Origin of the sequence: Citrobacter sp. CK189 (assembly GCF_030333505.1) — a bacterium.
Classification (GTDB): Bacteria; Pseudomonadota; Gammaproteobacteria; order Enterobacterales; family Enterobacteriaceae; genus Citrobacter_B; species Citrobacter_B koseri.
Genome location: NZ_JAOWFV010000038.1, coordinates 287603 through 302628 on the forward strand (window position 1 = coordinate 287603; position 15026 = coordinate 302628).

Genomic DNA, 15026 nt, shown 5'->3' on the forward strand with positions numbered 1-15026 from the left:
AGTCCATCCCTCTCATTTAACAAGGATATGTTGTGAACGGTGAATTGATATGGGTTCTCTCCTTACTGGCGATTGCCGTTATCTTGTTTGCGACGGGCAAAGTGCGCATGGACGCGATTGCTTTGCTGGTCATTGTCGCCTTTGTTCTGAGTGGAACATTGAGCATCTCAGAGGCCTTTTCCGGCTTCAGCGATCCTAACGTTGTTCTGATTGCCGCCTTGTTCATTATCGGCGACGGACTGGTGCGTACCGGCGTCGCGACGGTCATGGGCGCCTGGCTGGTGAAAATGGCCGGTAGCAGCGAAGTCAAAATGCTGGTGCTGCTGATGATCACCGTTGCCGGGCTTGGCGCGTTTATGAGTTCAACCGGCGTGGTCGCTATTTTCATCCCGGTGGTGTTAAGCGTTTCTATGCGTATGCAGACCTCGCCTTCACGCCTGATGATGCCGCTCAGTTTTGCCGGTCTTATCAGCGGCATGATGACGCTGGTGGCGACGCCGCCCAACCTGGTGGTGAACAGTGAACTGCTGCGCGAAGGGCTGCACGGTTTTAGCTTCTTTAGCGTCACGCCGATTGGGCTGGTGGTGCTGTTCCTCGGCATTATCTACATGCTGGTGATGCGCTTTATGTTGAAAGGGGATGATGCGTCGCAGCAGCGTGATGGCTGGAAGCGTCGCGCCTTTCGCGATTTAATCAAAGAGTACCGTCTGACCGGTCGCGCCCGTCGGCTTGCCATTCGCCCGGGTTCGCCGATGGTCGGCCAGCGTCTGGATGACCTCAAGCTGCGTGAGCGCTATGGCGCGAACGTGATCGGCGTTGAACGCTGGCGGCGCTTTCGGCGCGTTATTGTTAACGTCAATGGGGTGTCGGAATTTCGCGCCCGCGATGTGTTACTGATCGATATGTCTGCCGCCGAGGTGGATCTCCGGGAATTTTGCAGCGAGCAACTGCTGGAGCCGATGGTTTTACGCGGCGAGTATTTTTCCGATCAGGCGCTGGACGTGGGGATGGCGGAAATCTCCCTGATTCCCGAATCGGAACTGATTGGCAAATCGGTGCGCGAGATCGGTTTTCGTACGCGCTATGGCCTGAATGTCGTCGGTCTGAAGCGTGACGGCGTGGCAATCGAAGGGTCGCTTGCTGATGAAGCGCTGTTAATGGGCGACATTATTCTGGTGGTGGGAAACTGGAAGCTGATTGGTCAACTGGCGAAGCAGGGCCGTGACTTCGTGGTGCTGAATATGCCTGTGGAAGTGAGCGACGCCTCCCCGGCGCACAGCCAGGCGCCGCATGCGATCTTCTGTCTGGTGCTGATGGTTGCGCTGATGCTGACCGATGAGATCCCTAACCCGATCGCGGCAATCATTGCTTGCCTGCTGATGGGGAAATTCCGCTGTATTGATGCAGAGAGCTCCTACAAAGCGATTCACTGGCCGAGCATTATCCTGATTGTCGGGATGATGCCTTTTGCGCTGGCGTTGCAAAAGACCGGCGGCGTTGATCTGGTCGTTAAAGGATTGATGGATGTCGGCGGCGGCTATGGCCCCTATATGATGCTGGCATGTCTGTTTGTGCTGTGCGCCACCATCGGGCTGTTTATTTCCAATACCGCGACCGCCGTGCTGATGGCGCCGATAGCCCTTGCGGCAGCGAAGTCGATGGGGGTGTCACCGTATCCTTTCGCGATGGTGGTGGCGATGGCGGCGTCGGCGGCGTTCATGACGCCGGTCTCCTCGCCGGTAAACACGCTGGTTCTGGGGCCGGGGAACTACAGTTTTAGCGACTTTGTTAAGATTGGGGTGCCGTTTACGATAATCGTTATGGCGGTATGCGTGGTGATGATCCCGGTGCTGTTTCCGTTTTGATTTTTTGCCGGATGGCGCTATTCGCTTATCCGGCCTACAAATGTAGCAGTAGGTCGGATAAGACGTTTACGTCGCCATCCGGCAAAACGATTTATAGCGGCGAATCCTGGCTGATTTCATCCAGCGAGAGGTGAAAACTGGGCACAAACACCGCCATAAAATAGTCCATCTCTTCGCTGCGGCGCGACGCCAGGGTTTTTTCCAGTCGCGTTTTTGCCAGCAGGAATTCATTATTGCCCGCCGATAACTCTTCCAGACACTTCAGATAGGCGCAAAGCGCGTCGGCTTGCTTCACAACCGATTTCTCTTCTTCGCTGTAAGCATGTTCGTCGATCAGCGGTGCAAAAATATCGCGCAGTTCGTCAGGAACCATATCCACCAGTTTTTGTTGGGCAATTTTCTCAATCGCTTTGTATTCCTGCGCGATTTGCGAATTGAAGTATTTCACCGGGGTCGGGAGATCGCCGGTCAACACTTCAGAGGCATCGTGGTACATCGCCAGTAGCGCAATACGCTCGGCGTTAACCTGGCCGCCGAATTTGCGATTTTTGATAGCGGCAAGCGCGTGGGCGACCATCGCCACCTGCAAACTGTGTTCGGAGACGTTTTCGGTGCGCACGTTGCGCATCAATGGCCAGCGGTTAATCAGTTTCAGGCGGGAGAGGTGGGCAAAAAAATGGCTCTGCTTCATAGTGACCTTTTCATGATGACAACCTGAGGGTCATTGTGCGCAGAGAAGGCCATCGGATGCAAATACTCGTCTTGCTCACGTTGCATCCGACGGCCAGTTTACGGTTACAGCTGATGATATCCTGACAGGAAGCGCCCGAATTTACTCAGCGACATTTCAATGTCGTCAATACGAGGCAGCGTTACAATGCGGAAGTGATCCGGCCAGGGCCAGTTGAACGCGGTTCCCTGCACCAGCAGCACTTTTTCCTGCAACAGGAAGTCGAGCACCATCTTCTGGTCATCGTGGATGTTAAAGCGTTTCGCATCTATTTTCGGGAACATATACAGTGCGCCGCGCGGTTTCATGCAGGAAACGCCCGGAATATCGTTAATCAGCTCCCACGCGCGGTTACGTTGTTCATACAAACGCCCGCCCGGCATGATGAATTCGCTAATACTCTGGTAGCCGCCCAGCGCCGTCTGGATCGCGTGCTGCGCCGGAACGTTGGCGCACAGACGCATTGACGCCAGCATCTCCAGCCCTTCAATGTAGCCTTTGGCGTGTTTTTTCGGCCCATTCAGCACCATCCAGCCCTGGCGGAATCCGGCGACGCGATAGGTTTTGGACAGCCCGTTGAACGTAATGGTCAGCAGATCCGGCGCCAGCGCGGCGATAGAATGATGCTCAGCGTCGTCGTAGAGGATCTTGTCGTAAATCTCATCGGCGAAAATGATCAGATTATGTTGACGGGCAATCTCAACGATCTCCATCAGCAGCTCTTTGGAGTAAACCGCGCCGGTTGGGTTATTCGGGTTGATTATCACAATGCCACGGGTACGCGGCGTGATTTTGGCGCGGATATCGTCGAGATCCGGGAACCAGTCAGAAGATTCATCGCAAAGATAGTGTACCGCTTTGCCGCTGGAGAGCGAGACTGCCGCTGTCCACAGCGGGTAATCCGGTGCGGGAACCAGCATTTCGTCCCCGCTGTTCAGCAACGCCTGCATTGCCTGCACGATCAATTCGGATACGCCGTTACCAATATAGATATCTTCTACGGTGACGTCGCGCATGCCGCGCGCCTGGTAATGCTGCATGATCGCTTTGCGTGCGGAATACAGACCCTTTGAATCGCAATACCCCTGCGCCGTTGGCAAATTGCGGATGACATCGACCAGGATCTCATCAGGCGCTTCAAACCCAAAAGGGGCGGGGTTGCCGATGTTCAGTTTCAGAACTTTATTGCCTTCTTCTTCCAGGCGTTTCGCTTCTTTCAGAACAGGGCCGCGGATGTCATAACAGACATTTTCTAGTTTGCTGGATTTTTCAATGGGGGACATGAATCTTGACCTTTTTAGCTGTTATCGCCACTCCCTGCCGTGGAAGTCAGCACGGAACAATGTACTCCCACAGCGGTGAGTTTTGAAGGGTCAGCAGTAGAAGATTTTGCTCAGGCTTAGTGTGGGATTGTGCTGTTAAGTCCTGCTTTAATGCCATTATTACAGTTTTTATTACTGCTTTTATTTGTTTTATTGGTTTTTTATTTTTAGTATCAGGCTTTTGTGTGGTTGTATGTTTTGTTAAAAAATAGTCTAAACTCAGGGAGGAAAGTGTTAGCGGCGTCAGCATAACTCAATTATCAGGAAAATACTGAATGCTTTTACGAAACTACTGTTATCGCCATGATCTGTAAACGTTAGGGTGTAAATCTATTGTTAAGTAGAATTAATGAGTAGTGGCGATCTTAATTAATTATTATTTAATATTTAAAAAGCACCTGCTGGTGAGATTAATAATACATAATTTTCTTAGTTAAGATAACATAATCACGCTTCAGATTATTCGTATTAAGGCTTATAAATATAGTGGTTTTGGGTTAAGATAAGCCCCAGGAAATGGTGCGCAGTCTGCGTTGTCTGCTAATTTTTATGACGAGCATCTATAACTAACTTGTTGCTCAGTAGGCTTTTTTTGTGTCGGTAAATGTCCGTTAACTTCTTTTACATTTACAAAATTACACGTTTATCCTTAGCAGAATTCCGTTGTTACCTAAAAAGGTATGCGTCTTCTCTTCGATATATCCCTGGTAATGACCTCTGGGATTATTCGAAAAGAAAGGAGAAGAGGTTGTTAGCAGCACCAAATACATTTTTACTTTCACTTGGTTACGCAAGTGAAACGGCGAGGGAAGCACATTACAAATGGAATTGTTTGTTTATGAACACACAGCATTAACCAGGTCAGCATGGTATGACCCGCCAGTAAGTGAAAAATTATGATAAATGCAAATCGTCCGATAATTAACCTCGACCTCGATCTGCTGAGAACGTTTGTTGCTGTTGCCGATCTGAACACGTTCGCCGCTGCGGCGGCGGCGGTATGTCGTACTCAGTCTGCGGTGAGCCAGCAAATGCAGCGTCTTGAGCAGCTTGTGGGCAAGGAGTTGTTCGCCCGTCATGGTCGTAACAAGCTGTTGACTGAACACGGTATTCAGCTTCTGGGTTACGCCAGAAAAATCCTGCGCTTTAATGATGAGGCGTGCTCATCATTGATGTTTAGCAATCTTCAGGGCGTATTAACAATTGGCGCTTCTGATGAATCCGCCGATACGATATTGCCTTTCCTGCTCAATCGGATCAGTTCGGTTTACCCGAAGCTTGCTCTGGATGTGAGGGTGAAACGTAACGCCTTTATGGTGGATATGCTGAAATCGCAGGAAGTGGATTTGATTGTCACTACGCACCGTCCGGGATCTTTCGAGTTCCTGAACCTGCGCACATCGCCGACACACTGGTACTGCGCGGCGGAATATGTGCTACAGAAGGGGGAACCGATCCCGCTGGTGTTGTTAGACGATCCCAGCCCGTTCCGCGATATCGTATTAGCGACGTTGAATGCGGCGAATATTCCCTGGCGCCTTGCCTATGTGGCCTCAACGTTAGCGGCAGTACGCGCGGCCGTAAAAGCCGGACTGGGGATCACCGCGCGACCGGTTGAGATGATGAGCCCGGATTTACGCGTACTCGGCGCTGCGGATGGATTACCGCCGTTGCCAGATACGGAATACTTACTGTGTCGCGATCCATCAGGCCAGAACGAACTGGCGCAGGTTATCTATCAGGCGATGGACAGTTACCAAAACCCCTGGCAATACAGTCAGTTTACTCCCGAAGGAGGAGACGATTCGCTGATGGTTGAAGGTGACTTTGAGTAGTCAGTCACAAAAAAAACGTTATAAAATGTAAGTGTAAAAAAGGGCCGCTGATGCTGAAAAAACACCCAGCGGTTCTTTTTTTATACAATTTACCGGCGTTTCGAACGTAAATGCGGGAAAAAGCCTAAAAAATCAGTAAGTAGTCATTAACCTGTTAATTTGGATGAAAAATAGGCACTGACGGTCTGGTTTTGTTTCCATGTTAAAAAACTAGAGAAATTGTTGCTGTTTTTTATGGCGGATTAACAAAAGCGTGTCACAGATCAAGAAAATACTCCCATTTAGGGGGAGGCATCTGCGTAAAATCCTGTCAAAATAGGAGTGTATTATCTCATTTACTTCACAACGGACACGATTCAACAACATTAAATTCGGGCTGGTGATGCGATCGAAATCAGTCAAAATGGCATTAAATGTTAATGGTGTTGGGTCGATGTAAATTAATGTGAGGGAACTTTTGTTAAAGTTGACAAAAGGTTATAGAAAGGAGTAAAAAACCACATCAATTAGCTGTTTAATCATTTTCTACAGTGATTGTAAGGTTTTTTTTATTCCTCCCCATGAATCGATGTGGCGTTCATCTGCCGAAAAGAGCAGAGAATTTGGCGCTACTTTTGATGAGTAAGCAATGAGTATGTCAACATCCACTGAAATCATCGCTCATCACTGGGCATTCGCTATCTTTCTTATTATTGCCATTGGCCTGTGCTGCCTGATGCTCGTCGGCGGTTGGTTTTTAGGCGGTCGCGCACGCGCGAGGTCGAAAAACACCCCGTTTGAATCAGGTATCGACTCGGTCGGCTCCGCCCGCTTACGCCTGTCTGCCAAGTTTTACCTGGTAGCCATGTTCTTCGTTATCTTCGACGTTGAAGCGCTGTATCTGTTCGCATGGTCGACCTCTATCCGTGAAAGCGGTTGGGTAGGCTTTGTGGAAGCTGCAATTTTTATTTTTGTGTTACTGGCTGGTCTGGTTTATCTGGTGCGTATTGGCGCGCTGGACTGGACGCCCGCGCGTTCACGCCGCGAGCGTATGAACCCGGAAACGAACAGTATCGCTAATCGTCAACGCTAACCGCGAGGCATTAAGATGGATTATACGCTCACCCGCATAGATCCCAACGGTGAGAATGACCGTTACCCCCTGCAAAAACAGGAGATCGTAACCGACCCCCTGGAGCAAGAAATCAACAAAAGCGTGTATATGGGCAAGCTCGAACATGCGCTGCATGACATGGTTAACTGGGGTCGTAAGAATTCAATTTGGCCGTATAACTTCGGCCTTTCCTGCTGCTATGTCGAGATGGTGACCTCTTTTACCGCCGTGCATGACGTGGCGCGCTTCGGCGCGGAAGTACTGCGTGCTTCGCCGCGTCAGGCCGACCTGATGGTGGTAGCGGGAACATGCTTTACCAAGATGGCGCCTGTTATTCAGCGTTTGTATGACCAGATGCTGGAGCCGAAGTGGGTGATTTCCATGGGGGCATGCGCTAACTCTGGCGGTATGTACGATATTTATTCGGTTGTGCAGGGCGTTGATAAATTTATCCCGGTAGATGTGTATATCCCGGGCTGCCCGCCGCGCCCCGAAGCGTACATGCAGGCGCTGATGTTGTTGCAGGAATCAATTGGCAAAGAACGTCGTCCGCTCTCCTGGGTGGTTGGCGATCAGGGCGTTTATCGCGCCAATATGCAGTCAGAGCGCGAACGTAAACGCGGCGAACGCATTGCAGTAACGAATCTACGTACACCAGACGAGATTTAATTTGCGCCTGTCGGCAGCAGACTTCACTTCGCTTATCACTACATAAATAACGCGAAGCACTGCCGACTACCACGGACCATTTGCAATGGTGAACAATATGACCGACTTAACCGCGCAAGACGCTGTATGGCAAACCCGGGATCATCTGGATGACCCGGTCATTGGCGAACTGCGCAACCGTTTTGGGCCGGATGCCTTTACCGTTCAGGCGACCCGCACCGGGGTACCCGTTGTTTGGGTCAAGCGTGAACAATTACTGGAAGTTGGCGATTTCTTAAAGAAACTGCCGAAACCTTACGTCATGCTGTTTGACTTACACGGCATGGACGAGCGTCTGCGCACGCACCGCGACGGGTTACCCGCTGCGGATTTTTCCGTTTTCTACCACCTGATCTCAATAGACCGCAATCGCGACATCATGCTCAAGGTGGCATTGTCTGAAAACGACCTGCATGTGCCGACGTTTACCAAACTCTTCCCGAACGCCAACTGGTACGAGCGTGAAACCTGGGAGATGTTTGGCATCACGTTTGACGGCCACCCGCACCTGACGCGTCTGCTGATGCCGCCGACCTGGGAAGGGCATCCGCTGCGTAAAGACTACCCGGCGCGCGCTACCGAATTCGATCCGTTTGAGCTGACCAAAGCCAAGCAGGATCTGGAGATGGAAGCGCTGACCTTCAAACCGGAAGACTGGGGGATGCAACGCGGCACCGAAAACGAGGACTTTATGTTCCTCAACCTCGGTCCGAACCACCCGTCCTCACACGGCGCATTCCGTATCGTACTTCAGCTTGACGGCGAAGAAATTGTCGACTGCGTGCCTGACATCGGCTACCACCACCGTGGCGCTGAGAAAATGGGCGAACGCCAGTCCTGGCACAGCTACATTCCGTATACCGACCGTATCGAATACCTCGGCGGCTGCGTCAACGAAATGCCGTACGTACTGGCGGTAGAAAAACTGGCGGGTATTACCGTACCGGATCGCGTAAACGTGATTCGCGTTATGCTCTCCGAACTGTTCCGCATTAACAGCCACCTGCTGTACATCTCGACGTTTATTCAGGACGTCGGCGCGATGACCCCGGTCTTCTTCGCCTTTACCGACCGTCAGAAAATTTACGATGTGGTGGAAGCGATCACCGGTTTCCGTATGCACCCGGCCTGGTTCCGTATCGGCGGCGTCGCGCACGACCTGCCGCGTGGCTGGGATCGCCTGCTGCGCGATTTCCTGGACTGGATGCCGAAGCGTCTGGACTCCTACGAGAAAGCGGCGCTGCGCAACACCATCCTGAAAGGGCGTTCCCAGGGCGTTGCCGCTTACGGCAAGAAAGAAGCGCTGGACTGGGGCTGTACAGGCGCCGCGCTGCGTGCGACCGGTATTGATTTCGACGTGCGTAAATCACGTCCGTACTCTGGCTACGAGAACTTTGACTTTGAAATCCCGGTTGGCGGCGGCGTGTCCGACTGCTATACCCGCGTGATGCTGAAAGTCGAAGAGCTGCGTCAGAGTTTGCGCATCCTTGAGCAGTGCCTCAATAACATGCCGGAAGGCCCGTTCAAAGCGGATCACCCGCTGACGACGCCGCCGCCGAAAGAGCGCACGCTGCAACATATCGAAACCCTGATCACCCACTTCCTGCAAGTGTCGTGGGGCCCGGTCATGCCTGCGAATGAATCCTTCCAGATGGTAGAGGCGACCAAGGGTATTAACAGTTACTACCTGACCAGCGATGGCAGCACCATGAGTTACCGTACTCGTATCCGTACCCCGAGCTATGCGCATTTGCAGCAGATTCCGGTGGCGGTGCGCGGCAGCCTGGTGTCTGACCTGATCGTTCATTTAGGTAGTATCGATTTTGTTATGTCAGATGTGGACCGCTAATTATGCACGAGAATCAACAACCACAAACCGAGGCTTTTGAGCTGAGTGCGGCAGAGCGTGAAGCCATTGAGCACGAGAAGCACCACTACGAAGACCCGCGTGCGGCGTCCATTGAAGCGCTGAAAATCGTACAGAAGCAGCGTGGCTGGGTGCCGGATGGCGCGATCTACGCGATCGCCGACGTGCTGGGTATTCCGGCGAGCGATGTCGAAGGCGTCGCCACATTCTACAGCCAGATCTTCCGCCAGCCGGTCGGTCGCCATGTGATCCGTTACTGTGACAGCGTGGTGTGCCATATCACCGGTTATCAGGGGATCCAGGCCGCGCTGGAGAAAAAACTCAATATCAAGCCGGGGCAGACGACCTTTGACGGTCGCTTTACGCTGCTGCCGACCTGTTGCCTGGGGAACTGCGACAAAGGGCCGAACATGATGATTGATGAGGATACTCACAGCCATCTGACCCCGGAAGCCATTCCCGAACTACTGGAGCGGTATAAATGAAAAACGTTATCCGTACTCCCGAAACGCATCCGCTGACCTGGCGTCTGCGTGATGACAAGCAGCCGGTATGGCTGGACGAATACCGTAGTAAAAACGGCTACGAAGGCGCGCGTAAAGCGCTGACCGGGCTGTCTCCTGACGAGATCGTCAATCAGGTGAAAGACGCTGGCCTGAAAGGGCGCGGCGGCGCGGGCTTCTCCACCGGTCTGAAGTGGAGCCTGATGCCGAAAGATGAATCCATGAACATCCGTTACCTGCTGTGTAACGCCGATGAAATGGAGCCGGGCACCTATAAAGACCGTCTGCTGATGGAGCAACTGCCGCACCTGCTGGTGGAAGGTATGTTGATCTCCGCCTTTGCCCTGAAAGCGTACCGTGGCTACATCTTCCTGCGTGGCGAATACATCGAAGCGGCTGTGCATCTGCGCCGCGCAATCGCGGAAGCGACCGAAGCCGGTCTGCTCGGCAAAAACATCATGGGCACCGGTTTCGACTTCGAACTGTTTGTCCACACCGGGGCAGGGCGTTACATCTGCGGTGAAGAAACCGCGCTGATTAACTCCCTCGAAGGTCGTCGCGCCAACCCGCGCTCTAAGCCGCCGTTCCCGGCAAGCTCCGGCGTATGGGGCAAGCCGACCTGCGTCAACAACGTGGAAACGCTGTGTAACGTCCCGGCGATCCTCGCGAACGGCGTGGAGTGGTATCAGAACATTTCGAAGAGCAAAGATGCGGGCACCAAGCTGATGGGCTTCTCCGGTCGCGTGAAAAATCCGGGACTGTGGGAACTGCCGTTCGGCACTACCGCGCGTGAGATCCTCGAAGATTACGCCGGTGGTATGCGCGATGGCCTGAAATTTAAAGCCTGGCAGCCAGGCGGCGCGGGAACCGACTTCCTGACCGAAGCGCACCTCGACCTGCCGATGGAATTTGAAAGCATCGGTAAAGCGGGCAGCCGTCTGGGTACGGCGCTGGCGATGGCCGTTGACCACGAAATTGGCATGGTGTCGCTGGTGCGTAACCTGGAAGAGTTTTTTGCGCGCGAATCGTGCGGCTGGTGTACGCCGTGCCGCGACGGCCTGCCGTGGAGTGTAAAAATTCTGCGTGCGCTGGAACGCGGCGAAGGCCAGCCTGGGGATATCGAGACACTTGAGCAACTGTGTCGTTTCCTCGGGCCGGGTAAAACCTTCTGTGCGCATGCGCCAGGCGCGGTCGAACCGTTGCAGAGCGCCATTAAATATTTCCGCGAAGAATTCGAAGCTGGCATCAAGCAGCCGTTCAGCAATACCCATGTGATTGGTGGTATACAGCCGAACCTGCTGAAAGAGCGCTGGTAATTGCAGGCTTACCCCTGCATCGCGATAAGTCATTCGATTAACGCTTAGTCCCTGACTAAGCCAACTGGAAGCATGCTGACTATGGCTACGATTCATGTAGACGGCAAAGAATATGAGGTCAACGGCGCAGACAACCTGCTACAGGCATGTCTGTCCCTCGGCCTTGATATTCCGTACTTTTGCTGGCACCCGGCGCTGGGTAGCGTCGGTGCTTGCCGCCAGTGTGCGGTGAAGCAATATCAAAACGCGGAAGATACGCGTGGTCGCCTGGTGATGTCTTGTATGACGCCTGCCACCGACGGCACCTTTATTTCTATTGATGACGAAGAAGCGAAACAGTTCCGCGAAAGCGTGGTGGAATGGTTAATGACCAACCACCCGCACGATTGTCCGGTCTGTGAAGAGGGCGGTAACTGCCACCTTCAGGATATGACCGTGATGACGGGCCACAACTTCCGTCGTTACCGTTTCACTAAGCGTACTCACCGCAACCAGGATTTGGGGCCGTTCATCTCTCACGAAATGAACCGCTGTATCGCCTGCTACCGCTGCGTGCGTTACTACAAAGACTACGCAGACGGCGCGGATCTGGGCGTATATGGCGCGCATGACAACGTCTACTTCGGTCGTCCTGAAGACGGTACGCTTGAAAGCGAATTCTCCGGCAACCTGGTAGAAATCTGCCCGACCGGCGTATTCACCGACAAAACGCACTCCGAGCGTTATAACCGTAAGTGGGACATGCAGTTTGCGCCAAGCATCTGCCAGCAGTGCTCCATCGGTTGTAACACCAGCCCGGGCGAGCGCTACGGCGAACTGCGTCGTATCGAGAACCGTTACAACGGGACCGTTAACCACTACTTCCTCTGCGACCGTGGTCGTTTCGGTTATGGTTATGTGAACCTGAAAGACAGGCCTCGTCAGCCGATTCAGCGTCGTGGCGATGACCTGATCACCCTCAACGCCGAACAGGCGATGCAGGGCGCGGCGGATATTCTGCGTCAGTCGAAGAAGGTGATCGGCATCGGTTCTCCGCGCGCCAGCGTTGAGAGCAACTTCGCGCTGCGTGAACTGGTGGGCGCGGATAACTTCTATACCGGTATCGCTCAGGGCGAGCAGGAACGTCTGCAACTGGCGCTGAAAGTGCTGCGCGAAGGCGGCATTCATACTCCGGCGCTGCGTGACATCGAATCTTACGATGCGGTACTGGTGCTGGGCGAAGATATTACCCAGACCGGCGCGCGCGTTGCGCTGGCGGTTCGCCAGGCGGTGAAAGGCAAAGCGCGTGAAATGGCGGCGGCCCAGAAAGTGGCCGACTGGCAGATTGCGGCCATCCTCAACATCGGCCAGCGCGCTAAGCATCCGCTGTTTGTGACCAACGTTGACAACACCCGTCTGGACGACATCGCGGCATGGACTTACCGTGCGCCGGTGGAAGATCAGGCGCGTTTAGGCTTTGCCATCGCTCATGCGCTGGACGACAGCGCACCGGTGGTCGACGGCATCAGCAGCGATTTGCAGAACAAAATCGACGTCATCGTTCAGGCGCTGGCGGGTGCGAAGAAACCACTGATTATCTCCGGCACCAACGCCGGTAGCGCGGAAGTGATTCAGGCGGCCGCCAACGTGGCGAAAGCGCTGAAAGGCCGTGGTTCGGATGTCGGCATCACCATGATTGCCCGTTCGGTCAACAGCATGGGGCTGGGCATGATGGGCGGCGGTTCGCTGGACGACGCGTTGACCGAACTGGAAACCGGTCGTGCCGACGCTGTCGTGGTGCTGGAAAACGATCTGCACCGCCATGCAAGCGCCGTTCGCGTAAATGCCGCGCTGGCAAAAGCGCCGCTGGTGATGGTGATTGACCATCAGCGCACGGCGATTATGGAGAATGCGCATCTGGTGCTCTCCGCCGCAAGTTTTGCGGAAAGCGACGGTACGGTCATCAACAACGAAGGCCGCGCGCAGCGTTTCTTCCAGGTTTATGACCCGGCCTATTACGACAGCAACACCGTGATGCTGGAAAGCTGGCGCTGGCTGCACTCGCTGCACAGCACCGTGCAGAACCGCGAGGTGGACTGGACGCAACTGGACCACGTTATTGACGCCGCGATCGCCGCAATGCCGCAACTGGCGGGCATTAAAGATGCCGCGCCGGACGCGACCTTCCGCATTCGCGGGCAGAAACTGGCGCGTGAGCCGCACCGTTACAGCGGTCGTACCGCGATGCGCGCTAACATCAGCGTTCACGAGCCGCGTCAGCCGCAGGATAAAGACACCATGTTCGCCTTCTCAATGGAAGGGAACAACCAGCCGGGCGCGCCGCGTTCGCAGATTCCGTTTGCCTGGGCGCCAGGCTGGAACTCCCCACAGGCGTGGAACAAGTTCCAGGATGAAGTGGGCGGCAAACTGCGTCATGGCGATCCGGGTGTGCGTTTGATTGAAGCATCTGAAAACGGTCTTGATTACTTCACTACCGTTCCGGCCAGCTTCCAGGCACAGGATGGTCAGTGGCGTATCGCGCCGTACTATCACCTGTTTGGCAGTGACGAAATGTCGCAGCGCTCTCCGGTCTTCCAGAGCCGTATGCCGCAACCGTACATCAAACTCAACCCGGCTGATGCCGCGAAGTTGGGCGTGAATGCGGGAACGCGCGTTTCCTTCAGCTACGACGGCAATACGGTAACGCTGCCGGTTGAAATCGCTGAAGGCTTAACGGCAGGGCAGGTCGGATTGCCGATGGGTATGCCTGGCATCGCGCCGGTTCTGGCGGGCGGTCGTCTTGAGAATCTGCAGGAGGCGCAACAATGAGTTGGATTACACCGGATCTGATCGAGATCCTGCTGAGCATTCTCAAAGCGGTGGTGATCCTGCTGGTGGTGGTCACCTGCGGGGCATTCATGAGCTTTGGCGAACGTCGTCTGCTGGGTCTGTTCCAGAACCGTTATGGGCCAAACCGCGTTGGCTGGGGCGGTTCGCTCCAGCTGGTCGCGGACATGATCAAAATGTTCTTTAAAGAGGACTGGATCCCGAAATTCTCGGATCGCGTCATCTTTACCCTGGCGCCGATGATCGCTTTTACCTCGCTGCTGCTGGCGTTCGCTATCGTTCCGGTTAGCCCGACCTGGGTTGTCGCTGACCTGAACATCGGGATTCTGTTCTTCCTGATGATGGCGGGTCTGGCGGTGTATGCGGTGCTGTTCGCCGGTTGGTCGAGCAACAACAAATACTCGCTGCTGGGGGCGATGCGTGCATCAGCACAAACGCTCAGCTACGAAGTGTTCCTCGGGCTTTCCCTGATGGGCGTGGTGGCGCAGGCCGGTTCATTTAATATGACCGACATCGTCAACAACCAGGCTGATATCTGGAACGTTATTCCGCAGTTCTTTGGTTTTGTCACCTTTGCCATCGCGGGCGTGGCGGTGTGTCACCGTCATCCGTTTGACCAGCCGGAAGCCGAACAGGAACTGGCCGATGGTTATCACATTGAATACTCCGGTATGAAATTCGGTCTGTTCTTCGTGGGTGAATACATCGGTATCGTTACTATCTCCGCACTGATGGTGACGCTGTTCTTCGGTGGCTGGCATGGCCCGTTCTTACCGCCATTCATCTGGTTCGCGCTGAAAACCGCGTTCTTTATGATGATGTTCATTTTGATTCGTGCGTCGTTACCGCGTCCTCGTTATGACCAGGTAATGTCCTTCGGCTGGAAAGTCTGCCTGCCGTTGACGCTCATCAACTTGCTGGTAACGGCGGCTGTCATTCTCTGGCAGGCGCAATAAGGGGC

The 15026-nt window shown here is 54.0% G+C and carries 12 protein-coding genes; 9 read left to right on the forward strand and 3 right to left on the reverse strand.

Translation table 11 applies throughout. The features are described from left to right. The first annotated feature begins 32 nt into the window (after window positions 1-32). The gene (locus OGV83_RS11340) at window positions 33-1865 is read left to right on the forward strand and encodes an SLC13 family permease (RefSeq protein WP_012131485.1); all 1833 of its coding nucleotides are present in this window, start codon (window positions 33-35) and stop codon (window positions 1863-1865) included. A gap of 91 nt (window positions 1866-1956) precedes the next feature. Here OGV83_RS11340 and yfbR read toward each other — a convergent pair whose 3' ends face one another. From yfbR to OGV83_RS11355, 3 genes are all read right to left on the reverse strand, one after another. Next, entirely contained in the window at window positions 1957-2556 is a 600-nt protein-coding gene (gene yfbR / locus OGV83_RS11345; protein ID WP_012131486.1) for a 5'-deoxynucleotidase, read from the reverse strand. Window positions 2557-2660: 104 nt separating this feature from the next. Next, a complete protein-coding gene (gene alaA, locus OGV83_RS11350) occupies window positions 2661-3878 on the reverse strand; it encodes an alanine transaminase AlaA (RefSeq protein WP_198447474.1) in 1218 nt (405 codons plus the stop codon). 46 nt (window positions 3879-3924) lie between these two features. After that, on the reverse strand, window positions 3925-4167 hold the full coding sequence (locus OGV83_RS11355) for a hypothetical protein (protein ID WP_286463606.1): 243 nt from the start codon (window positions 4165-4167) through the stop codon (window positions 3925-3927). Window positions 4168-4813: 646 nt separating this feature from the next. On the opposite strand from OGV83_RS11355, the gene lrhA reads away from it, so the two are divergent. From lrhA to nuoH, 8 genes are all read left to right on the forward strand, one after another. Further along, window positions 4814-5752 (forward strand): transcriptional regulator LrhA, encoded by a 939-nt coding sequence (gene lrhA, locus OGV83_RS11360; protein ID WP_012131489.1) that lies wholly within the window; start codon window positions 4814-4816, stop codon window positions 5750-5752. 628 nt (window positions 5753-6380) lie between these two features. Continuing rightward, entirely contained in the window at window positions 6381-6824 is a 444-nt protein-coding gene (gene nuoA, locus OGV83_RS11365) for an NADH-quinone oxidoreductase subunit NuoA (protein WP_012131490.1), read from the forward strand. A 15-nt stretch (window positions 6825-6839) separates the two neighbouring features. Next, window positions 6840-7514, forward strand: a complete 675-nt coding sequence (gene nuoB / locus OGV83_RS11370) for an NADH-quinone oxidoreductase subunit NuoB (RefSeq protein WP_012131491.1) — start codon at window positions 6840-6842, stop codon at window positions 7512-7514. A gap of 85 nt (window positions 7515-7599) precedes the next feature. Further along, the gene (gene nuoC, locus OGV83_RS11375; protein ID WP_012131492.1) at window positions 7600-9402 is read left to right on the forward strand and encodes an NADH-quinone oxidoreductase subunit C/D; all 1803 of its coding nucleotides are present in this window, start codon (window positions 7600-7602) and stop codon (window positions 9400-9402) included. A 2-nt stretch (window positions 9403-9404) separates the two neighbouring features. Next, window positions 9405-9905, forward strand: a complete 501-nt coding sequence (nuoE, locus tag OGV83_RS11380) for an NADH-quinone oxidoreductase subunit NuoE (protein ID WP_012131493.1) — start codon at window positions 9405-9407, stop codon at window positions 9903-9905. Next, on the forward strand, window positions 9902-11239 hold the full coding sequence (gene nuoF, locus OGV83_RS11385; RefSeq protein ID WP_012131494.1) for an NADH-quinone oxidoreductase subunit NuoF: 1338 nt from the start codon (window positions 9902-9904) through the stop codon (window positions 11237-11239). The genes nuoE and nuoF overlap by 4 nt, the downstream gene beginning before the upstream one ends. 81 nt (window positions 11240-11320) lie before the next feature. Then, window positions 11321-14047 (forward strand): NADH-quinone oxidoreductase subunit NuoG, encoded by a 2727-nt coding sequence (gene nuoG, locus OGV83_RS11390; protein WP_104869116.1) that lies wholly within the window; start codon window positions 11321-11323, stop codon window positions 14045-14047. Next, window positions 14044-15021: an NADH-quinone oxidoreductase subunit NuoH gene (gene nuoH / locus OGV83_RS11395; RefSeq protein ID WP_012131496.1), complete on the forward strand. Its 978-nt coding sequence runs from the start codon at window positions 14044-14046 to the stop codon at window positions 15019-15021. Before nuoG ends, nuoH begins: the two co-directional genes overlap by 4 nt. The last annotated feature ends 5 nt before the right edge of the window (window positions 15022-15026 follow it).